This is a genomic window from Maricaulis maris (genome assembly GCF_003634045.1).
GTDB lineage: Bacteria > Pseudomonadota > Alphaproteobacteria > Caulobacterales > Maricaulaceae > Maricaulis > Maricaulis maris.
The window spans coordinates 392102-412858 of the sequence record NZ_RBIM01000004.1 but is presented as its reverse complement, the minus strand read 5'-3'; the positions used below and the strand labels follow the sequence as shown (position 1 = coordinate 412858).

At 65.1% G+C, this 20757-nt stretch carries 17 protein-coding genes; 6 read left to right on the top strand and 11 right to left on the bottom strand.

Going from position 1 to position 20757, the window contains the following annotated elements; all coding sequences use genetic code 11:
• Window positions 1-6 precede the first annotated feature (6 nt).
• Window positions 7-2700, bottom strand: a complete 2694-nt coding sequence (gene mutS / locus C7435_RS10550; RefSeq protein ID WP_121211341.1) for a DNA mismatch repair protein MutS — start codon at window positions 2698-2700, stop codon at window positions 7-9.
• 118 nt (window positions 2701-2818) lie between these two features.
• On the opposite strand from mutS, the gene C7435_RS10545 reads away from it, so the two are divergent.
• Window positions 2819-5104, top strand: a complete 2286-nt coding sequence (locus C7435_RS10545; RefSeq protein ID WP_121211339.1) for an NADP-dependent malic enzyme — start codon at window positions 2819-2821, stop codon at window positions 5102-5104.
• A 9-nt stretch (window positions 5105-5113) separates the two neighbouring features.
• On the opposite strand, the gene C7435_RS10540 is transcribed toward C7435_RS10545, so the two are convergent.
• From C7435_RS10540 to rsmI, 7 genes are all read right to left on the bottom strand, one after another.
• Window positions 5114-6733, bottom strand: coding sequence for an MFS transporter (locus C7435_RS10540; protein ID WP_233350746.1), 1620 nt, complete (start codon window positions 6731-6733; stop codon window positions 5114-5116).
• A gap of 28 nt (window positions 6734-6761) precedes the next feature.
• Window positions 6762-8744: a hybrid sensor histidine kinase/response regulator gene (locus C7435_RS10535; protein ID WP_233350745.1), complete on the bottom strand. Its 1983-nt coding sequence runs from the start codon at window positions 8742-8744 to the stop codon at window positions 6762-6764.
• A gap of 138 nt (window positions 8745-8882) precedes the next feature.
• Window positions 8883-10412 (bottom strand): YifB family Mg chelatase-like AAA ATPase, encoded by a 1530-nt coding sequence (locus C7435_RS10530; RefSeq protein ID WP_121211337.1) that lies wholly within the window; start codon window positions 10410-10412, stop codon window positions 8883-8885.
• Between the two features lie 205 nt (window positions 10413-10617).
• Window positions 10618-11565: a glutathione synthase gene (gene gshB, locus C7435_RS10525; RefSeq protein WP_170150436.1), complete on the bottom strand. Its 948-nt coding sequence runs from the start codon at window positions 11563-11565 to the stop codon at window positions 10618-10620.
• Complete coding sequence (locus C7435_RS10520; protein WP_075190232.1) at window positions 11565-12257, bottom strand: BON domain-containing protein; 693 nt, start codon at window positions 12255-12257, stop codon at window positions 11565-11567. Before C7435_RS10520 ends, gshB begins: the two co-directional genes overlap by 1 nt.
• Before the next feature lie 118 nt (window positions 12258-12375).
• Window positions 12376-12759 (bottom strand): YraN family protein, encoded by a 384-nt coding sequence (locus tag C7435_RS10515; RefSeq protein ID WP_075190231.1) that lies wholly within the window; start codon window positions 12757-12759, stop codon window positions 12376-12378.
• Window positions 12756-13652 carry a 16S rRNA (cytidine(1402)-2'-O)-methyltransferase gene (gene rsmI / locus C7435_RS10510; protein WP_121211334.1) on the bottom strand — a complete coding sequence of 299 codons (897 nt, stop codon included), beginning with the start codon at window positions 13650-13652 and terminating at the stop codon, window positions 12756-12758. The genes C7435_RS10515 and rsmI overlap by 4 nt, the downstream gene beginning before the upstream one ends.
• Here rsmI and C7435_RS10505 point away from each other — a divergent pair.
• Complete coding sequence (locus C7435_RS10505; protein WP_075190230.1) at window positions 13651-15000, top strand: penicillin-binding protein activator; 1350 nt, start codon at window positions 13651-13653, stop codon at window positions 14998-15000. The genes rsmI and C7435_RS10505 overlap by 2 nt on opposite strands.
• 10 nt (window positions 15001-15010) lie before the next feature.
• Here the strand turns inward: C7435_RS10505 and hemW are convergent, their stop codons facing one another.
• The gene (gene hemW / locus C7435_RS10500) at window positions 15011-16168 is read right to left on the bottom strand and encodes a radical SAM family heme chaperone HemW (RefSeq protein ID WP_121211332.1); all 1158 of its coding nucleotides are present in this window, start codon (window positions 16166-16168) and stop codon (window positions 15011-15013) included.
• Complete coding sequence (gene rdgB, locus C7435_RS10495) at window positions 16165-16758, bottom strand: RdgB/HAM1 family non-canonical purine NTP pyrophosphatase (protein WP_121211330.1); 594 nt, start codon at window positions 16756-16758, stop codon at window positions 16165-16167. The genes hemW and rdgB overlap by 4 nt, the downstream gene beginning before the upstream one ends.
• Window positions 16759-17139: 381 nt before the next feature.
• On the opposite strand from rdgB, the gene C7435_RS10490 reads away from it, so the two are divergent.
• On the top strand, window positions 17140-17694 hold the full coding sequence (locus tag C7435_RS10490) for a DUF2975 domain-containing protein (RefSeq protein ID WP_075190227.1): 555 nt from the start codon (window positions 17140-17142) through the stop codon (window positions 17692-17694).
• A 14-nt stretch (window positions 17695-17708) separates the two neighbouring features.
• Complete coding sequence (locus tag C7435_RS10485; protein WP_075190226.1) at window positions 17709-17939, top strand: helix-turn-helix domain-containing protein; 231 nt, start codon at window positions 17709-17711, stop codon at window positions 17937-17939.
• Window positions 17940-18110: 171 nt separating this feature from the next.
• Here the strand turns inward: C7435_RS10485 and rph are convergent, their stop codons facing one another.
• Window positions 18111-18827 (bottom strand): ribonuclease PH, encoded by a 717-nt coding sequence (gene rph / locus C7435_RS10480; RefSeq protein WP_121211328.1) that lies wholly within the window; start codon window positions 18825-18827, stop codon window positions 18111-18113.
• 121 nt (window positions 18828-18948) lie between these two features.
• Here rph and hrcA point away from each other — a divergent pair, with 121 nt between their 5' ends.
• Both hrcA and grpE read left to right on the top strand, forming a co-directional pair.
• Window positions 18949-20028 (top strand): heat-inducible transcriptional repressor HrcA, encoded by a 1080-nt coding sequence (gene hrcA / locus C7435_RS10475; protein WP_121211326.1) that lies wholly within the window; start codon window positions 18949-18951, stop codon window positions 20026-20028.
• A gap of 6 nt (window positions 20029-20034) precedes the next feature.
• The gene (grpE, locus tag C7435_RS10470) at window positions 20035-20697 is read left to right on the top strand and encodes a nucleotide exchange factor GrpE (RefSeq protein WP_121211324.1); all 663 of its coding nucleotides are present in this window, start codon (window positions 20035-20037) and stop codon (window positions 20695-20697) included.
• The last annotated feature ends 60 nt before the right edge of the window (window positions 20698-20757 follow it).

Sequence of the window (20757 nt, the reverse complement as noted above, 5' to 3'; positions counted from 1 at the left end):
GGGACGTCACGTTTTCTTCGTCATCGCCTTGAGGGCGTAAAGGACTTCCAGGGCTTCGCGCGGACTGAGCGCATCCGGATCAATCTGTGCCAAGCGTATCTCGACCTCGGAGATGAAGGGTTCCGGCTCCGGTTCGGCGAGCGCAAAAAGCGGCAGATCGGTCAGGGCGGCCGCCGGTGTGCCATCCGCCTCAAGCCGCTCCAGGATGGCTTGCGCGCGCTTGACGGCCATGCGCGGCAGGCCGGCGCGGCGGGCGACCTCGATCCCGTAGGAGCGGTCCGCCGCGCCACTGCCAACTTCGTGCAGGAAGACCAGCTCCCCCTTCCATTCGCGTGCCTTGAGCGAGACATTGCCGGCCGCGTCGAGATCATCAGCCAGCCGCGTCAGCTCATGATAATGCGTCGCGAACAAGGCGCGGCAGCCATTGACGGCATGAAGATGCTCGGCTGCCGCCCAAGCGATAGAGAGACCGTCAAAGGTCGCGGTACCGCGGCCAATCTCATCGAGAATGACAAAACTGCGCGGCGTCGCCTGATTGAGAATAGCGGCAGTCTCGATCATCTCGGCCATGAAGGTCGAGCGCCCACGCGCTAGGTCGTCCGCCGCCCCGACCCGCGAATAGAGCCGGTCGGCAATGCCGATCCGTGCCGCCCGCGCCGGCACATAACAGCCGGCCTGGGCCAGCATCAGGATCAGCGCGTTCTGGCGCAAAAAGGTGGATTTACCGGCCATGTTGGGGCCGGTCACGAAGGTCAGCCGCGCCGCCTCGCCACCGGCCCCGTCGAGATGGCAATCATTCGGCGTGAAACGGCCATCGCCGGCCTTTGCCAAGGCCCGCTCGACCACCGGATGGCGTCCGCCCTCGATGTGAAACACGCTGTCGTCGGACATCACCGGCCGGCTGGCCTCTGAGTCCTCGGCCCATTCCGCGAGGCCGGCCGAGACGTCGAATTCGGCCAAGGCCCGGGCGGCGGCCCGGATCAGCTCGGCCTGAGCCTCGACGCGGTCGCGCAGGGCCGCGAAAGTCTCGATCTCCATCGCCAGTGCCCGGTCGCCGGCCGACGCGATCTTGGCTTCCAGCTCGGCCAGCTCCGTGGTCGAAAAACGCACCGCATTGGCCATGGTCTGGCGATGGATGAAGCGCTCATCGCCCATCAGGGCGTCGCCATGCTTGGCGGTCACTTCGACGAAATAGCCCAGCACATTGTTGTGCTTGACCTTGAGGGCGCTGACCCCGACCGCCTCGGCATAGGTCTGCTGCAGGCCGGCCACGACCCGGCGCGAGGCATCGCGCAGCTGCCGCAACTCATCGAGTTCTGCCCGCCAGCCCTCAGCGACAAAACCGCCGTCACGAGCCAGAAGCGGCGGCTCGTCGACAATCGCGCGTTCCAAGTCAGCGATCAGGGCGGCGAGGTCCGGCTTGTCATTCATGACCAGCGCCGTTAGCCCCTCAGCGATCAGGGCCGGCGGCGTATCGAGTGTCTTGTCGAGCAGGCGCGAGGCAATGATTTCGCCTTCCTGCAGGGCCGCTGCCAGAGATTTGAGGTCCCGCGGCCCCCCGCGTCCCAGCAACAGGCGCGACAGGGCCCGCTCGGCATCGCCGGCCTGACACAGACTCTCACGCAGGTCACGGCGTTCGGCCCGCCCCCGTTCGAACCAGGCAATCGCATCCAGGCGTGCTTCGATCATCGCCACATCGGTCAGCGGCCGGGCCAGGCGTTCCGCCAGACGGCGGGCGCCGGGGGCCGTCACGGTGCGGTCGATCGCGTCGAGCAGGGATCCCTGACGTGATCCTGACAAGGTGCGCTCGATCTCAAGACTGGCGCGGGTGGCCGGATCAATGGCGAGGCTTGCTCCGGCCCGGATCTGGCGCGGCGGGGCCAGCTTGGCCGGCGCCCCAGCCTGTGACAGGGCGAGATAGTCCAGCAAGGCCCCCAGCGCCGCGCATTCGGCCTTCGAGAAATCACCGAAAGCGGTCAACTCCTGGACCTTGAACTGGTCCTTGAGCTGACGCTCGGCCGAGGCCGGGTCGAACTTGGGCCGCGGCAACGGCGTCAGCGTCGAGCGCGGTGCCAGCAGGGCCGCTTCCGCAAAAGCGCGCTCTTCGACCAGCAGCTCGGCCGGACTCATCGCGGCGATCTCGGCGGCGAGATGGTCGGCATGGACTGGCGAGACCCGGAAATCACCGGTCGAGACATCGGCCCAGGCGAGGGCCGCCTCGCCCGTCGCCAGCTGCGCCAGGGCGGCGATCCGGTTCGAGACGCGCGGATCGAGCAGGCTGTCCTCGGTCAGCGTGCCCGGTGTCACAACGCGTGTGATGGCGCGCTCGACCACGGCTTTCGATCCGCCGCGCGCCTTGGCCGCCTTGGGGTCTTCCATCTGCTCGCCGACCGCGACCTTGAAGCCGGCCTTGATCAGCCGGGCCAGATAGGCCTCGGCGGTGGCGGCCGGAACCCCGCACATGGCAATCGGTTCGCCCTGGTGTTCGCCGCGTTTTGTCAGGGCGATGTCAAGAGCCGCCGACGCCCGCACCGCGTCGTCGAAAAAGAGCTCGTAGAAATCGCCCATGCGGTAGAATAACAGCGCATCCGCTGGCGCCTGCGCCCGTAGGGCCAGGAACTGCTGCATCATCGGCGTCGCGCCCTCAGCAGAGGGGAAGGTGCGATCGCGCGGCACGGGGAGGGTCGACAGGGCGTTCATCGGCGCAGACGGTGGCGAGGTTTCGCCTTGCGTGCAAGGGGGTGAAGCGGCTAGAGCGCTGTAAGGCCCGGGACTTCAAAAATTTACCCGGAGTTTGGAAGTTACAAGGACATCGGTGATGAACGACAGAACCAGCCACGTCGAGGACGAGGAAGCCCTCGCCTTCCACAAGGATCCCGTTCCCGGCAAGCTGGCCATGTCCCCGACCAAGCCGATGGCGACCCAGCGCGACCTGTCACTGGCCTACAGCCCGGGCGTCGCCGTGCCGGTCAAGGCGATCGCCGCCGATCCCGACAAGGTCTACGACTATACCTCCAAGGGCAATATGGTCGCCGTGATCTCGAATGGCACGGCCATTCTCGGCCTCGGCAATCTGGGCGCCATGGCGTCCAAGCCGGTGATGGAAGGCAAGGCGGTGCTGTTCAAGCGCTTCGCCGATATCGACGCCATCGACATCGAGGTCGAGGAAGAAGACGCCGAGCAATTCATCGAATGCGTCAAACGGATCGGCAATACGTTCGGCGGCATCAATCTGGAAGACATCAAGGCGCCGGAAAGCTTCATCGTCGAACAGCGCCTGCGCGAATTGCTCGACGTGCCGGTCTTCCATGACGATCAGCACGGCACCGCCATCATCTCGGCCGCCGGCATCATCAATGCCTGCGAACTGACCAATCGCCGCATGGAAGACCTCACCGTGGTGGTCAATGGCGCCGGCGCGGCCGGGATCGCCGTCCTCGAACTGCTCAAAGCGATGGGCGTGCAGCCGGACAATGCGATCCTGTGCGACAGCAAGGGCATCATTCACACCGAGCGCGACAATCTCAACCAGTGGAAAACCGCCCACGCCATCGAAACCGACAAGCGCTCGCTGGCCGAAGCGGTCGAGGGCGCGGATTGTTTCCTCGGCCTGTCGGTCGCCGGCGCGCTGACCCAGGACATGGTCAAGACCATGGCCAAGGACCCGATCATCTTCGCCATGGCCAATCCGGATCCGGAGATCACGCCGGAAGACGCCCGCGCCGTGCGCGAGGACGCCATCGTCGCCACCGGCCGGTCGGACTATCCCAACCAGGTCAATAATGTTCTCGGCTTCCCGTATATCTTCCGCGGCGCCCTCGATGTGCGCGCCCGCACCATCAATGAAGAGATGAAGATCGCCGCCGCCCAGGCGCTGGCCGCCCTGGCCAAGGAAGATGTGCCGGACGAGGTCGCCGCCGCCTATCACGGCGCCCGCCCGACCTTTGGCCGTAATTACATCATCCCCTCGCCCTTCGATCCGCGGCTGATTTCCTATGTCCCGCCCTATGTCGCCCAAGCGGCCATGGATACCGGCGTCGCCCGCAAACCGATCCCGGACATGGCCGCCTATCGCGCCTCGCTGGCCCGCCGCCTCGACCCGACCGCCGCCCTCTTGCAGCGCATCCAGGGTGCGGTGATGGGACATGGCCGCCGCATCGTGTTTGCGGAAGGCGAGGAACCGTCCGTGATCCGCGCCGCCTATGCCTTCCAGAACCAGGAATTGGGCAAGGCCATCCTGGTCGGCCGCGAGGAGATCACGCGGGCCAATATGCGCCTTGTCGGCGTGCCGGAAGATTGTATCGAGATCGTCAATGCGCGGCTGTCGGATCGCAATGCGGATTATTCCGACTTCCTCTACAGCCGCCTGCAGCGCAAGGGTTATCTCAAGCGCGACGTGCAGCGCATGGTCAATAATGACCGCAATGTCTTCTCCGCCTGCATGGTCAAGCTGGGCGATGCCGACGGCATGGTGACCGGCACGACGCGCGCTTATGGCGCCGCGCTGGCCGATATCTCACAAGTGCTCGACCCGGCCGAGGGCCAGCGCGTGATGGGCATGTCGATCGCGCTGGTGAAAAACCGCACCCTCTTCATCGCCGACACCAATATCGCCGAATTCCCCGACGAGGAGGCGCTCGCCGACATCGCCATGGAGACCGCCGCGGCCGCCAAGGGTTTTGGCTTCACGCCCCGCGTTGCCTTCCTGTCCTATTCGACCTTCGGCAATCCGTCGGGAGACCGCTCCGACAAGCTGAGTCGGGCCGTCCAGATCCTCGACGAACGCGGGGTGGATTTCGAATACGAGGGCGAGATGAATGTCGATGTGGCGCTCGACCCGTCACACCGTTTCCTCTACCCGTTCTCGCGCCTGAAAGGCCCAGCCAATGTGCTGGTCATGCCGGCCATCCATTCCGCCTCGATCGCCACCAAGCTCTTGCGCATGGCCGGCGGTGCCACGGTAATCGGGCCTATGCTGGTCGGCGTCGAAAAACCGGTCCAGATCGCCCGGCTCGGCGCCTCGGTGTCAGAGATCACCACGCTGGCAGCGCTCGCGGCCTATGATCCGGACAAGCATGATGTGGAAAGCGGGCTGGCGGAGTAGGCGTCAGCTCTATTCGGTCTGTCGTTCCGCGAATTTGTGTTCGCCTTTGGCAGCGGCCGGTCCAAACCGGATGACGACGGCAAGAAGAATGGCCGCCGGAATGGTCCAGGCCGCCGTGAGTACAAAGAAGACGACCCAGCCGACGGCATCCGCCAAAACGCCGGAGAAACCGGACAGGAACTTCGCGAACAGGGCGTAGAAGGAGCTCACCCACGCGTATTGGGTGGCGGCGCTAGCCGGATCAACCAGGCTCGACAAATAGGCGATGAAGACGGTTGTAACGAAACCGCCGGCCAGATTGTCACCGACGATCGCGATCAGCAATTTCCAGCTTTCGTCCGGCTGCGCCGTGGCGGCCAGCCAGGCATAGGCACCATTTGTCACAAGTGTGATGACCAGCCCGATCACCAAGGCCCGCATCATGCCGATCCGCAAGGCCGTCACACCGCCCACAAAGAGCCCGAACATCGTCGCCGCGAGGCCGGGCCCTGCCTGTATGCCACCAACAACAGCGCGGTCGAATTCAAGGTCCGAATACAGGGGCGAGGCCATCACACCCATGGTGAAATCGCTGATCCGATAGAGTGAAATCAACGCGACCACCGGGATGATCCACCAGCCGAGGCGGGCGAAGAAGTCCTTGAAGGGCTGCCACACGGCATTGACGACCTTCACCCCGAAACTGCCTTCAAGGGCGCGGCGTCCGACGCCGGCCTTCGGTTCCTTCATGAAGAAGACGAGGCCGGCCGAGATGGCCATCGCGGCGGCCATGACAAGAAACGAAACATGCCAGTTGGACCATTCTGATATCGCCAGACCCAGTCCGGACGTCATGTAGGCGATGCGGTAGCCAAAGGAGTATGCCGCCGCCATGTTCGCTTGCATGTCATTCGACGCCGACTCGATCCGCCAAGCGTCAATCGCGACATCCAGGGTCGCGCCGGAATATGCCAGCAACAAAGCCGCGATCGCGATAGGAAGCAGGGTCGCGAGAGTCCGGAACACGGAGAGGGCCTCGAAGTGCTCGTCTTCTCGCACCAGAGACAACAAGCGCCGGTATTCATCTTCCGGTAGCTCCACGACCTGGGCGCCGGTTTCGTCCACAACCGGCTCGACGGGATGGATCACATGGCCGATGACGGCACCGGCATCTCGGTCCGGGTCCGCCTCGGCCGTTGCCAGTGAGTCCAGAAGGACCTGGTATTCGCCCGCTTCGATCTGGGCGATGCGCACACCGGTGTCATCGCGGCGGTAGGAGGCACCTGTCGGGTCTGTCGTCGCCACGAATCCAAGCGCAATAACCGTTCCGGCAATGGCCGTGACCATCCAGGCCCGGCGGGTGCCGAGACGCTTGGACAGGAACGGAATTTTGACCCGATCAACGACCGGGGCCCACAGCCATTTGAGTGTGTAGGCCAGCGTGACAAAGTAGAAAAAACCAATGGTCGAACGGTCAATTCCGGCATCGCGGAGCCAGTAGGACAGCTTCTGGAAAACCATGTAGAGCGGAAGCCCGGACGCAAAGCCCAGGATCAGCATCGAGATCATGACCGGTGTCGCATAGACGACCAGGGTTTGCATGAAGGTGCGCTGCCCCGCGACGCCGGCAGTTTCTCGCAAGTCAGACATGGGCTTACCACTCCGGCAGGGGACGTTGTCACCCCATGCTGGCGCGGTTTCCGGGGCGGCACAAGCGGGTGAGGATGTCGGCGAGCTGGTCGGCGTCGAGCGGCTTGGTGAGGAATTCATCCATGCCGGCGCCCAGGCAGAGCTTGCGATCGGCCTCGCTATCATTGGCGGTCAGGGCAATCAGCGGCAGACGAAAGCCAGCCTCGCGGGCGGCGCGGGCCACATCCGGCCCGTCCAGGCCGGGCATGCGTTGATCCAGAAGGGCAGCATCAAATGCCTGTGAAGTCAGGCTTTCCAGCGCCGCGTCACCGCGCGCGACCGGTGTGACCCGCACGCCGAGGCCTTCCAGGCATTTGCGCGCAATCAGGGCGTTGACCGGATCGTCCTCGGCGACCAGCAGGTGCAGGCCCGACAGGTCCGGCTGGAAACGGGCGCCCGGCGCCAGCTGGCCCTGCGGGACGACTGTTGACCCGTCGACCGCCTGCCCGGATGTCAGTTGCGCCACAAGGGTCGCAGCCCGGACCGGTTTGACGAACCAGTTGGCGTCACTCTCGGCGACCAGGTCGGTGCGCTGTGCTTTTTCTACCGGCGTCACCAGCTGCCAGACCCGGGCGCTGCCGGCGTCATCCGCCCAGGCCGCGTCACACAAGAGCTCGCGACCTTCCGCCTTGGCCAGATCCGCCGCGGACATGATCGCCGTGGCCTCGGCGCCGAGGGCTTCAAGCTGGTCGCACAGGCTTTCGCGCAGCGTGTCATTGGCGCTGGCGACAAAAACATGACGGCCCGACAGCGGCCGGTCGGTGCGCGTGGCCAGCACGGGCAGATCGAAGATCAGCCAGAATTTGGCACCCTCACCGAGCCGGCTCTCAACGCCCATGGCGCTGTTCATGGCGTCAGCGAGACGGCGGACCATGGCCAGACCAAGCCCGGCCCCGCTTTCGGCGCCATTACGCTCGGCAGCACCGCGCTCGAAATGCTCGAACAGGCTTTCCTGGTCGGCTTCGGAAATACCCGGCCCGGTATCGCTGACCGACAGGGCGAGCCGGTCGCGACCTTCACTGTCGGGTGCATTGGCAATGTCGAGCCGGACGCCGCCGGCTTGCGTGAATTTCACGGCATTGCCGAGCAGGTTGTAGAGGATTTGCTTGAGCCGGGCGGCATCGCCGGTGATCCGTGACGGTGCGCCGGCGGCATGAACGACGCCGATTTCGAGGCCTTTTTCCTGGGCGCGCGGCGCGGCGAGTTCCACCGTCTCGCGGACGAGGTCAGCGACATCGACCGTCTCCGGACGCAATTCCAGCCGTCCGGCCTCCAAGCGTGACAGGTCAAGAATATCGTCGACCATCGACAGGGCATGATCGGCGGACGCCGCGATCGAGCGGACATAATCCGCCTGGTCGGGCTTGAGCGGCGTCGCTTCGAGCAGGCGTGACACGCCGAGTGCACCGGCCAGCGGTGTGCGCAATTCATGGGTTACCGCAGCAAAGAAAAGGGATTTGGCGCGCTGCGACGCTTGCAGGTCATCGTGCGCAGCACGGCGGCTGGTGACGTCGCGACCCACCGAAATGACGCCGGCACCGTCCGGCAGGAGGCGCTCATCCCACTCGATCCAGATCGCGCCCTTGCGCGTCCGCATCAGCATTTCATAGCGCCGGGAATCCTGGGCCGAGACCGGCGGGGCAACCGAGAACCAGCGTCCGACCCAGTCCTCGCGCGCGCCGCCAAAGGCCCGCAGGAAAGCCGCATTCACATACATCACCCGGCCGCCATTTCCGCGCACGAGGATGAGTTCGCCGGCCGCGTCGAGGGCCGTCAGAAGCAGGGTGTCGATCGCGCCGGGCAGGGTGTCAAACGGGCTTGCGGTATCAGCCGCAGCATCGACTGCAATACCGGACCCGTCGCCTGGTTTCGGTGCGCCGGACCGGCCGGAGGCAGACGCAGTCCCACCATTCGCCGCGATATCAGGCCGCGATGAACTGGCTGTCAGGCGATCTTCCGGCTCGTCGGCCATCTGCATCCTTCGGATCGAACTGCCTGATTGATAGATGATTTGGGTTAATGAAGCGTCGTTATGCCCCGCCTGGATTGACGAGTTTGCGGCAGGCCGGGCTGGCTCCGCGCTTCCCGCAGTCAAGGTGCCCGCCAAATCTCAGGCACGCACGGCCGGGTTGGCCGTCGGACCGGCGCGTTGCAGGCCACGGCGGCAGGACAGGGCTTCGGCAATGTGGAGACGGCGCACCGCGTCCTGGCCCTCCAGATCGGCAATGGTTCGCGCCACCCGCAAGACGCGGTGATAGGAGCGGGCGGTGAGCGCGTGCTGGATGGCGGCCTCGTTCAGCAGCGCCTCGCCAGCCCGATCCGGCGCAGCGACATGATCGAGCAGGTCGGTCGGCAATTGTGCATTCAGACAGCCGCGCCCGGCCTGTGCCTCCCGCGCCCGCGCCACCCGGGCGGCGGCCTCGGCGGTGCCTTCGACCGGTGGCGGCAGGGCGAGATCAGCAGGCGTGACGGGCGGCACCTGGATCTGCAGGTCGATCCGGTCGATCATCGGACCGGATATGCGGGCCTGATAATCGATGGCGCAGCGCGCGCCGCGGCGACAGCTGGCGCCGTCAGCGCCGCCACCGCCGCAGCGGCAGGGATTCATCGCCGCAACCAGCTGGAAGCGGGCCGGATAGGCGATATGGGCATTGGCCCGCGCCACGGTGATGGATCCGGTTTCCAGGGGCTGACGAAGACTATCAAGCACTTGTGGGTGGAATTCAGGCAGTTCATCCAGGAACAAGACCCCGCGATGCGCCAATGAGGCCTCACCTGGCCGGGCACGGCTGCCGCCGCCCACCATAGCGGCCATCGAGGCCGAATGGTGCGGTGAACGGAAAGGCCGGTTTCGCGTCAGCCGGCCGCGCTCGAGCAGGCCGGCCACCGAGTGGATCATGGACACGTCGAGCAGTTCCGGCGCGGTCAGTGGCGGCAACAGGCCGGGCAGGCGCTCGGCCAGCATCGATTTGCCTGACCCCGGCGGGCCAACCATCAGCAGGTTGTGATTGCCCGCCGCGGCGATTTCCAGCGCCCGCTTGGCCCCTTCCTGTCCCTTGACCTGACGCAGGTCGACATCGGGACCAGCCTCGATCAACTCGCCGGGCGCCGGGCGGTCAATCACCTGGCTGCCCTTGAAATGATTGATCAGCTGGATCAGCGTCGTCGGCGCCAGAATGGCCAGGTCACCACCGGCCCAGGCGGCTTCCGGACCACAGGCTTCGGGGCAGATCAGAGCCCGGCCGGCCGCATGCGCCGCCACGGCAGCGGGCAGGGCACCCGGCGCTGGCCGGATGCGCGCGTCGGCGCCCAGCTCACCAAAGGCCAGATAGTCCTCGGCCACATCCTTGGGCAGGACATCCAGCTCGGCCAGCACGCCGATCGCGATCGGCAGATCGAAATGCGCGCCTTCCTTGGGCTGGTCGGCCGGGGCGAGATTGACGATCAGCCGTTTCGACGGCAGCGACAGACCCAGCGCCGAGAAGGCTGCCCGGACCCTTTCCCGGCTTTCGGCGACCGCCTTGTCGGCCAGCCCGACGATGGAAAAGATCGGCTGGGACCCGCCCGCAACCTGAACCTGTACATCCACAAGACGGGCTTCGGCGCCGTGGAAGGCCACTGACGCGGTTCGAGCCGCCATGACGAATCTCCCGACATACCGGGGATTTGATTCACAGACATCGGCCTGTGTCGCGCCCCGCCACCAGATGCAACCCACCTGTCTCGCAGCGCAACCCGATCCGGTAACCGTCCGGCATCATTGGGTTTTCCACAGGCTCGTTCACAACCAGATCAAAACAGGAACAAACCATGTACGATAAATTGTCACACGTCAAGCGTGTATTCTAGGCGCCGGTCCGGCGAGCCACTGCATCCCAGAAGGCGGCGCAGGCATCGATCCCGGAGAAACGCTTGAGCTCCTGGACGCCGGTCGGTGAGGTGACATTGATCTCGGTCAGGCGATCACCGATCACATCAATGCCGACGAGGACCAGGTCCCGCTCCTTGAGGATCGGACCGATCGCGTCACAGATCCGCATGTCACTGTCGGTCAGGCCGGACGCTTCGGCGACCCCGCCCACATGCATGTTCGAGCGGGTCTCACCGGTTTGCGGCACGCGATTGATGGCACCGATCGGCTCGCCATCAATGATCAGGATGCGCTTGTCGCCCGCTGACACCGCCGGCAGGAAAGCCTGCGCGATCACCGGCTCGCGCGATTGCGCGAAGAAAGTCTCGAGCAGCGCCGAGAAATTACCGTCGCCCGGCTTCAAGCGGAAAACCCCAGCGCCACCATTGCCATAGAGCGGCTTGATGATGATGTCCTGATGGGTATCCCGAAACCCGGTCAGGGCCGCAAGGTCGCGTGTGATCAGGGTCGGCGGGATGATGTCGGGATAAAGGAGCGGCAGGATTTTTTCCGGGCTCGAGCGGACCCAGAACGGATCATTGAGTACCAGGGTTTCACCCTTCAGCATTTCCAGCAGGTGGGCGGCGGTCTGATAGGCCATGTCGAAGGGCGGATCCTGGCGCATCAGGACGACATCGACATCGCGCGCCAGATCCAGCACCCGCGCCTCACCAAGCTCGGCGTGCTCGCCCTGGACATGCCTGACCCGAACCGGGCGGGCCCGGGCGAGAATGCGGCCTTCCTGCCAGGCCAGCTGGTCGGGATGATAGACGTAGAGCTCGGCGCCCCGGGCCTGGGCCTCTTCCATCAGGGCGAACGTCGTGTCGGCGTCCACATTGACCGTCTCGATCGGGTCCATCTGGACCGCAACACGCCATGCCATCATCTCGTCTCCGGTCCGCCGATCAATTGTGGTCCGGAGTTAGGGCCGTCGCCCCGGGATTCAACCCCCGGATTCGCTTCGCCGACACAGGCTTCAGCCCGGCGTTCGCCGCGCGCCGGCAGATTGGTCGGCACGCCGGCGATGCGGACATAGGAGACGACTTCCTCAACCCCCTCAACCAGCGAAGCATGGGCGCTGGCGCGCTCCAACTCACCGCGATTACGGGCCACGCCGAGCAGATAGACCCGGCCGGCACGGGTTTCGACGTTGAAATTGATCGAGCGTACGGAGCGGTCGGAGATCAGACGGCCATTGACCCGGGCCGTGATCTCGGCGTCGCGGGTACGGTCACGGAAGCCCTGGCCGGACCCGACCACGATTTCATTAGCAACATTGCGCACCGCAACCGAGGACCAGGCCAGACATTCGGCCATCAACCGGTCATCCTCGCGCGGTACCCGTCCGGTCAAAAGCGCGATGCCTTCGGTCACTTCGACATCGACGCCATCAAGGGCAAAGCCTTCCGAGCGCAGCATGGCCGACTTGATCGAGACCGAGGCATTGGTGTCGTCGAGCTGGCGGCCGATCGACCGATCCTGGCCAACCGCACCGACGGAACTGCAGGCCGACGGGGCCAGCCCGACAAGCCCGGCCAGCAGCAGGGTGGACATAAAAGATAGACGGTCGGCCATACACGAAGCTCCTGTCGAATCGCCCGCGCCCCAGCTTAGTCATTTGCAGACGCGCTACCATGACAAGTCGCGGCGCCCAGGCCAAGCCACATCACAAAAGACACGATACCGGGCCGGGTCAGAGCAGGTCGCGGGCGCCGTCTCCGGGAATCCAGGCCGCGCGGCGATGTTGTGGCCAACGGCCCGGCACGACCAAGAAGAGGTCATAGCGCAAATGCAGCGCCTGCACGGCCGGGCGCGAGGCCCGCCAGATCGAGGCCGCACGGGTGATGCGACCGCGCTGGCGCGGCCCGATCGACTCAAGCGCAGCCTTGATGCTGGGCCGCGCCTTGACCTCGACAAACACCAGATACTCACCGCGACTGGCGACCAGGTCGATCTCACCGGCAGCGGTGCGGGCACGATGATCGAGCAAGCGATAACCCTTGGCGACCAGCCAGGCCATGGCCAGCCATTCAGCCCAGCGGCCGCGGGCTTCCGCCTGCCGCCGCTTACGGGTCACCGGCCCTGGTCCTTGAGCGCCAGGGCGCGGGCATAGACGTCGCGTCGCGGCCAGCCGGAGGCTTCGGCGACGTGGCTGGCGGCCTCCTTGACGCGCATGTCCTCAAGCGCCGCGCGCAAGGCGGTATCGATCCGCCCGGCATCCCAGTCATCCACCGGCGGCGGGCCGACGACAATCACGACTTCACCGCGTGGCGGCCCGGCTTCTGCGTAATGAGCGGCGAGTTCGGACAGGGAGCCGCGGCGTGCCTCCTCGTGCAGCTTGGTCAGCTCGCGGCAGACCGCCGCCGGCCGGTCTCCCAACACCTTGGCGAGGCTGGCGATCATCGCCGGAAGGCGCGATACGCCCTCATAGAAAACAAGGCTGCCGGGGATGTGGCGGAAAGGCTCAAGCCAAGCTTCGCGCGGACCGGTCTTTTGCGGCGGGAAGCCGGCGAAGGTGAAACAATCGGTCGGCAGACCGGCAATGGCGAGCGCCGCCAGCACGGCCGACGCGCCGGGGATGGCAATGACCGGGATACCGGCCGCGATCGCGTCGCGGGCCAGCTTGTAGCCCGGATCAGAGACCAGCGGCGTGCCCGCATCCGACACCAGGGCAACGCGTTGACCGGCTTCAAGATCTTCGAGAATTCCGGGCCGGACCCGCTCACCATTATGGTCATGATAGGCCGTCAACTCGACCCGCAGCCCGTAGGCATCGAGCAGTCGCCGGGTGACGCGGGTGTCTTCGGCAAGGACGCGGTCGGCTTGTCCGAGCACGTCGAGCGCCCGCAAGGTGATGTCGCGCAAATTGCCGATTGGCGTCGAAACCAGGTAAAGCCCCGGCCCGAGCGCTTGCCCCCTGCCGCCACGGCGGATAGCTTCGCCAAGAATTTCCCGGGATGTTTCGGTCATGCTTTCAGTCTTCAATTCGCGTATCGCCCTGCCGACGGACACATTGGCACAAAGCCGCGGCCTGCGCTGCCTCGCTGTCATCGCGATGGTCGGCACACTCGCCGCCTGTGGCACAACGCAGACCGCGCCGCCGGCGCCGATCTACACGCCGCCGGAACCGGTAATCGATGAACCGGTCGAAATCGAGCCCGATCCGGTCGAGGAGCCGGTCGCCACCGGCCTCATCCCGCCACACATGGCGGACCGCGAAATCGCCCGCGTCGCCCTGCTATTGCCTTTCTCGGCTGACAATTCCGGCGCCCGCTCGGAAGCGCTTCGCCTGTTGAATGCGGCCGAGCTGGCCCTGTTCGAGCGCGGCAGCGGCAATCTCCTGCTGATCCCCAAGGACACACAAGGCACACCGCAGGGCGCCCGGTCCGCGGCCCAGGCCGCTGTCGAGGACGGTGCCGACATCATTATCGGACCGCTGTTCGGACCGGCTGTTTCCGCTGCCGGCCAGGTGGCTCGCCAGGCCGGCATCCCAGTCATCGCCTTCACGACGGACGCCACGGTTGCCGGCAATGGCGTTTATCTGATGAGCTTTCCGCCGGAGATTGAAGTCGCCCGCATTGTCGAATACGCCACCCGTCAGGGCGTCGAGCGCTTCGCCTATCTCGGGCCGCAGAGCCGCTACGGCATGGCTGTGCACGCCGCGCTGCAGGACAATGCCGCGCTGACCGGCGGCTATGTCGCCGCGGAGAGTTTTTATACCGGCGATGTTGAAGCCATGGCACGCGCCTCAGCGCGCCTTGCGGAAGGCGTGTTCGAACCGCTGACACCGGAAGAGGCCGACGAGCTGCGGCGCGAAGCCTGGGTGCCCGACCCCGAGGCCGCCTTCCAGGCGGTAATCCTGCCGGAGGGCGGGACGCGCCTTCGCGCGCTGGGACCGCTGTTGATCTCGCAATCGGTCGACCCGCTTGTCGTGCGCTTCCTCGGCACCGGACTTTGGAATGACCCCGACCTGCTGCGGGAGCCGGCCCTGCACGGCGGCTGGTTCGCCGGTCCGGACCTGGACGCCCGCACCAATTTCGAGACGGCCTATCGGGCAGCCTATGGCAATGATCCCTCGCGGATCGCCAGCCTTGCCTATGACGCGATGAGCCTGGCCGCCCATCTCGACGGCGGTGAGCGCGGTTTCACCCGGGAAGCCATTGAGGAAGAGCAGGGTTTTCTCGGCGCCGATGGCCTGTTCCGTTTCGTCGGGACCGGACTGATCGAACGCGGACTGGCGATTTATGAAATGCGCTCCCGCGGACTTCGGGAAATCGAACCGGCGCCGCTGACCTTCGAACCCATCGAGGCGTTCTAGTCCCGGCCGCTCAGGGCAATATTTCGCGGGTAACCCGGTCGGCCAGCAGACGGCCCGCCGGTGTGAGGCGTATACGCACCCCGTCACGGGCCAGGAATCCCTCGTCGATCATCCGGTCGATGCCGGCCGCCTCTGGCTGGCATCCGGTGGCGGCGGCGAGATGGTCGAGATCCAGACCGTCGGTGATCCGGAGCCCGAGAAAGGCCCGCTCGATCATGTCGTCGTGCGGAGAAAGCTGTTCGCGGCCAGCGTCCGGCACGCCGGAGCCGCGCGTCGCAACACCGGCAATATAGTCAGACGGGCGCCGGGCAGCCGTGGTGGCGATCCGGCCACCGTCCGCCGTACTGCGCCCGAGCCGGCCATGCGCGCCGGGTCCGACACCGATCCAATCCCCACCTTCCCAATAGATCCGGTTATGGGTCGAACGATCCGCGTCGCTGCGGGCATGGTTGGAGACTTCATAGGCGGGAAAGCCTGCCGCCTCGCACATCTCGCCGGTGAGTTCGTAGAGATCGGCGGCGCTGTCTCCGTCCACGGCAAGCGTCTCGCCCCGCTCGGTCCGCTTGCCGAAGGCCGTGCCCGGCTCGATGGTCAGCTGGTAGGCCGAGATGTGACCGGCGCCAGTGGCCAGCGCCTCTCCGAGTTCGGTCCGCCAGTCAGACAGGGTCTGACCGGCATGGGCATAGATCATGTCGACCGAGACCCGATCGAAGGAAGACAGGGCCATGTCGATGGCCTGACGCGCACCGGAGCCGTCATGATCACGGCCGAGACCGGCAAGGACCGCATCATCGAAACTCTGGACCCCCAGCGACAGGCGGCCCACGCCGGCCTGTGCAATGCCGGCGAAACGGGCCTGGTCATTGGGATTGGCCTCAAGACCGATTTCCGCGCCCGTCGACAACCCCCAGAGCCGGTCCGCCGCCTCTATCACCCGGGCAATCCAGTCAGGCTTCATCAGTGAAGGCGTTCCTCCGCCGAAATGCAGGCTGGCCAACGCCCGCGGCCCGGTGCGCTCGCGCCAGTCCGCCATGTCGTCCAGAATTGCCGCGAGCAGCGCCTCGTCATCGCCCTTGGGCCGATAGACATTGAAATCGCAGTAGGGACAGATCCGCGCGCAATAGGGCCAGTGCAGGTAAAGCCCGAGCGCTTGGCCGAGATCGGTCATCGCTGGAAACCCTGCGCGATCATCGCGTCCAGCGCACGGGCGCGATGGCTGAGCTGGCGCTTCTCGTCAGCGCTCATCTCGCCGAATGTGCGGTCATGACCGGCGGGCTGGAAGACAGGATCATAGCCGAAACCTTCCGGACCACGCGGCGGCCAGACGATCTCGCCTTCGACCTCGCCCTCAAAGAAGACAATGTCCTCGCCAGGTCGAGCCAGGGCAATCGTGCACACAAAGCGCGCAGTGCGGTCAGCGCTGCCAGACGCCGAAAGCGCGTCCTCGACCCGCTGCATGGCGCGACTGAAATCGCGCGGCTCGCCGGCCCAGCGGGCTGAATGGATGCCGGGATCACCCCCGAGCGCATCGACAGACAGTCCGGAATCATCGGCCAGGCAAGGCAGGCCCGTCGCCTCACAGGCCGCCCGCGCCTTCAGCGCCGCGTTACCGCGAAATGTCGTCTCGGTTTCTTCCGGTTCAGGAAGGGCGAGGTCGCGGGCGCTCTTCAGGGTCACTCCGAAGGGGGCCAGAATCCGCTCCATCTCCTTGATTTTACCGGCGTTATGGCTCGCCAGCACCCAGGTTTCCCGGTTCATTTTGCCGCTCCCGCGCCATCTCATTTATCGCCTTTCGAAAAATTCATATCGAAAAACGATATTTTTCGCTTGCGCCCGCCGAACTTTGTGTTTATCGATAAACAACAAGGACGGGACACGTCGTCCGAACAACATGAATGACAACGGTAATTGGTCAGATACAAGACAAAGGAAACAGTGAAATGGTCAGGTCCAACAATTCAGGCATGCAGATGATCGGCTCCATCGCCATCAACCTCATGCTGCTCGTCGCAGTCGGCGCCGGCGCGTTCTACGCCATTGCCCCGGTCGCGGCATGATGGAAAAAGTCGCGTGAGGTCCGGTCAAACGGATTAAGGTCACCGGACCTCGCGTGCGACGCCTAGCAGGGAAGGGGCGGCTATGAAGGCACTGGGAAGCGGATCACTCGCATCCGTTTTGAAGGTGGTACTGGACGTGGTCTGGTACCTGGCCTGGGCCCTATTGGGTTTTGCAGCCCTCGTCCTGATTGCAACCGGCGCCACCCTGCTGATGGACTGGCTTGGTTATTCGCCGAGCTTCGTCACACAGTTTTTTGAGACCATCCGCAATCACGGCTGGGTCTACCCGATCTTCGTCGCCGAGATCGTCGCCTTCCTGGTCGTGATCGACCGGCTGCGCCGCATCTTCTCGACCCTGATCGCCGGCGACCCCTTCGTACCGGAAAATGCCGGCCATTTGCGGGTAATCGCGATTGCCATCGCCGCCTACCAGGTCCTGCGTCATGTCACCCAGGGTGCGGTCGCCATGATCCTGACCCTTCTGGATACCGATAATCCGGTGGTCGGCGGGCTCGAACTGGCAGGCGTGGACGGAATTGATCTGGGGGCCTGGTTCGCCGTGGTGGCGCTTCTGGTCCTGGCGGAAGTCTTCCGCGAAGGCGCGCGGATGCGCCAAGAACAAAAATTGACGATTTAGGGGAGACGCACACCATGCCCATTCGCGTCACTCTTGATCGCATGCTCCTCGAGCGCCGCATGTCGCTGACCGAACTCTGCGACCGTGTCGGCATCACCATGGCCAACCTGTCCATCCTCAAGACAGGCAAAGCCAAGGCCGTCCGCTTCTCGACCCTGGAAGCGCTCTGCCGCGAACTGGGTTGCCAGCCCGGCGATCTGCTGAGTTTTGATGATGAGGATGATGACGCCGACGCTGCCGAATAGGCGCGAACGTCACCCAAAGACCGCCGACCCAAGGGTCGACGGGACAGACGGCGGGGGTGGGCCTGCACGGTAGCCCCTTCCCAAAGAGGCCGTGCGGGCCGTTTCCAGCCCCCCAGCGCGCCCCCGCCGTCTGTTCTTTAATTCAACCGGCTTCCGCCTTCAGTGCAAGTACTAAGCCTTCAGTGCGGCCAGTTGCGCTGCGCACAGGTCGGTGACGCCGGCCTTGGCGAGGGCGAACAGCAGGTCGAAATCTGTCTCCGGGATCGGCTTGTCTTCCGCGGTGGCCTGGATCTCGACAATCCCGCCCTTGTCGGTCAGCACGAAATTGGCGTCGGCCTCGGCGCGGCGGTCTTCCTCGTATTCAAGGTCGAGCCGGGTTTCGCCGTCGATGACACCGCAGGAGATGGCCGCGAGCTGGCCGTGCACCGGATCGCTGGTCAGCAAGCCTTCCTCGATCAGATAGCCGGTCGCCTGTTTCAGCGCCACCCAGGCGCCGGTGATGGCCGCCGTCCGGGTGCCGCCATCAGCTTGCAGGACATCGCAATCGATGGTGATCTGGCGCTCGCCGAGGGCTTTGAGATCCACAACGGCGCGCAGGGAGCGACCGATCAGACGCTGGATTTCCTGGGTGCGGCCGGACTGCTTACCGGCAGACGCTTCACGGCGCGAACGCGTATGCGTCGCCCGCGGCAACATGCCGTATTCCGCCGTCACCCAACCCTTGCCGCTACCGCGCATCCACGGCGGGACGCTTTCTTCAATGCTGGCGGTGCACAGGACATGCGTGCCGCCGAAACGGGCCAGACAGGAGCCTTCGGCATAGAGCGAGGCGCCGGCCTCAAGGCTGATTTCGCGCATGGCGTCGCGGGCGCGTCCATTGGGTCTCATGCTCGTCTCCGGTGTCGGTGCTGTCATGCCCCGCTCCTAACGGCGTTGTCGGCGGGCTTCAAGCGCCAAGCACGCGCAAAGCGGATTGAACCCGGGCGCGGGCACGACTAATTGAAGACACATGTCCCAGACTGCACCGCAATCGGCCCTGGCCGCGCTGGATGACCGCATGCGCACGATCTTTCGCGAGATCGTGGAAGCCTATCTGCGTTCCGGTGATCCGGTCGGCTCACGCACCCTGTCGCAGACCGGCAATCTTTCCCTGTCGCCGGCCTCGATCCGCAACACGATGGCCGACCTCGCCGATCTCGGCCTGTTGAGCGCACCGCACGCCAGCGCCGGTCGCATGCCGACCCATGCCGGCTTGCGCCTCTTCGTGGATGGCCTGCTGCAGGTTGGAGAATTGTCGGCAGATGAGCGCAAGGCCATCGAAGGACAGGTTTCGGTGTCCGGGCGCTCGACACAGGATTTGCTGACTGAAGCAACCTCCCTCCTTGGCGGGCTTGCTGGCGGCGCCGGTTTGGTGATCACCTCGAAGCGCGAAGCGCCGATGCGGCATGTGGAATTCGTACCCTTGTCCGCTGTGGAAATGCTGGCGGTTCTGGTGTTTGAGGATGGCAGCGTCGAGAACCGGCTGATGCGAACACCGGACGGCATCCCGCCGGCCGCGCTGATCGAGGCCGGCAATTACCTGTCCACTCGCCTCAAGGGACGCACGCTGAGCGATGCCCGCAAGGCCATTGAGCTCGAAATTGCCGAACGTCGTTCCGCTCTTGATGGCGCCGCGGAAAGCCTTGTGACGCTGGGGCTGGCGGACTGGAGCGGTGGCCAGGGACGCGAACGTTCGCTGATCGTGCGCGGCCAGGCTCGCTTGCTGGAGAGCCTCGAGGCCGCCAGCGACCTGGAACGCATCCGCCTCCTGTTTGACGACATCGAGCGCAAGGAAGAGCTGATCACCTTGCTGGACAAGGCCCGCGACGCCCAGGGCGTGCGCCTGTTCATCGGCGCCGAGAACCCGCTTTTCAGCCTGTCGGGTTCCAGTGTGATCGTGGCGCCCTATATGAATGCCGAACAGGAAATCATCGGGGCGCTGGGTGTAATTGGCCCCACCCGTTTGAACTATGCCCGTGTTATCCCCCTCGTCGACTACACCGCCCGTGTGGTCGGACAGATACTGGACAGCGCGCGATCGCGAGAGTGAAGACAGATGAGCGACACAGAGAACAAGCCGCACGAAGACCCGCAAGCCCCGCAGGACGAAACCGCACCCGCCGCTGCTGAAGACAGCGCCGAAGCGGCTGTCGACCCGGCAGACCAAACGGCAGACGAAACGACCGAGCTGGACCCGGTCCTCAAGCTGACCGGAGAACTTGATTCCATGCGGGACAAGCTGTTGCGTGCCCTGGCCGAGGCCGAGAACACGCGCCGCCGTGCCGAGCGCGATGTTGCCGATGCCCGCAGCTACGCCGTTTCCAGCTTCGCCAAGGACATGCTCGACATTTCCGACAATCTCACGCGCGCCATGAGCGCCGTTGACGAGACCGCCCTCGCCGACGCACCGGACGCTGTGAAAAACCTCGTCGAAGGCGTGGCCATGACCGAAAAGGCCATGGCCACCAAGATGGAGCGTCACGGCGTCAAGAAGGTCGACCCGCAGCCGGGTGACACTTTCGATCCGCACAGGCACCAGGCCGTTGCCCAGATTCCGTCCGACCATGGCGCCGGCAAGATTGCTGCCGTCATGCAGACCGGTTTCGTGATCGCCGACCGCACCCTGCGCGCCGCCATGGTCGCCGTCTCCTCCGGCCCGGCGGCCGGCAATGGTGACGCGTCCGGCGGTACCGGCGGCAATGTCGACGTGAAGGCCTAGCCTCCGCGCCGGGCGTCACACCCGCGACATTCGCGCCGCGGACTCTCGCATCACGCTCGA

Bases quoted from the DNA above. Each gene is read 5' to 3' on its own strand.
- mutS (WP_121211341.1), bottom strand. From the start codon at position 2,700: ATGAACGCCCTGTCGACCCTCCCCGTGCCGCGCGATCGCACCTTCCCC.
- C7435_RS10545 (WP_121211339.1), top strand. From the start codon at position 2,819: ATGAACGACAGAACCAGCCACGTCGAGGACGAGGAAGCCCTCGCCTTC.
- C7435_RS10540 (WP_233350746.1), bottom strand. From the start codon at position 6,733: ATGTCTGACTTGCGAGAAACTGCCGGCGTCGCGGGGCAGCGCACCTTC.
- C7435_RS10535 (WP_233350745.1), bottom strand. From the start codon at position 8,744: ATGGCCGACGAGCCGGAAGATCGCCTGACAGCCAGTTCATCGCGGCCT.
- C7435_RS10530 (WP_121211337.1), bottom strand. From the start codon at position 10,412: ATGGCGGCTCGAACCGCGTCAGTGGCCTTCCACGGCGCCGAAGCCCGT.
- gshB (WP_170150436.1), bottom strand. From the start codon at position 11,565: ATGGCATGGCGTGTTGCGGTCCAGATGGACCCGATCGAGACGGTCAAT.
- C7435_RS10520 (WP_075190232.1), bottom strand. From the start codon at position 12,257: ATGGCCGACCGTCTATCTTTTATGTCCACCCTGCTGCTGGCCGGGCTT.
- C7435_RS10505 (WP_075190230.1), top strand. From the start codon at position 13,651: ATGCTTTCAGTCTTCAATTCGCGTATCGCCCTGCCGACGGACACATTG.
- rsmI (WP_121211334.1), bottom strand. From the start codon at position 13,652: ATGACCGAAACATCCCGGGAAATTCTTGGCGAAGCTATCCGCCGTGGC.
- hemW (WP_121211332.1), bottom strand. From the start codon at position 16,168: ATGACCGATCTCGGCCAAGCGCTCGGGCTTTACCTGCACTGGCCCTAT.
- rdgB (WP_121211330.1), bottom strand. From the start codon at position 16,758: ATGAACCGGGAAACCTGGGTGCTGGCGAGCCATAACGCCGGTAAAATC.
- C7435_RS10490 (WP_075190227.1), top strand. From the start codon at position 17,140: ATGAAGGCACTGGGAAGCGGATCACTCGCATCCGTTTTGAAGGTGGTA.
- C7435_RS10485 (WP_075190226.1), top strand. From the start codon at position 17,709: ATGCCCATTCGCGTCACTCTTGATCGCATGCTCCTCGAGCGCCGCATG.
- rph (WP_121211328.1), bottom strand. From the start codon at position 18,827: ATGAGACCCAATGGACGCGCCCGCGACGCCATGCGCGAAATCAGCCTT.
- hrcA (WP_121211326.1), top strand. From the start codon at position 18,949: ATGTCCCAGACTGCACCGCAATCGGCCCTGGCCGCGCTGGATGACCGC.
- grpE (WP_121211324.1), top strand. From the start codon at position 20,035: ATGAGCGACACAGAGAACAAGCCGCACGAAGACCCGCAAGCCCCGCAG.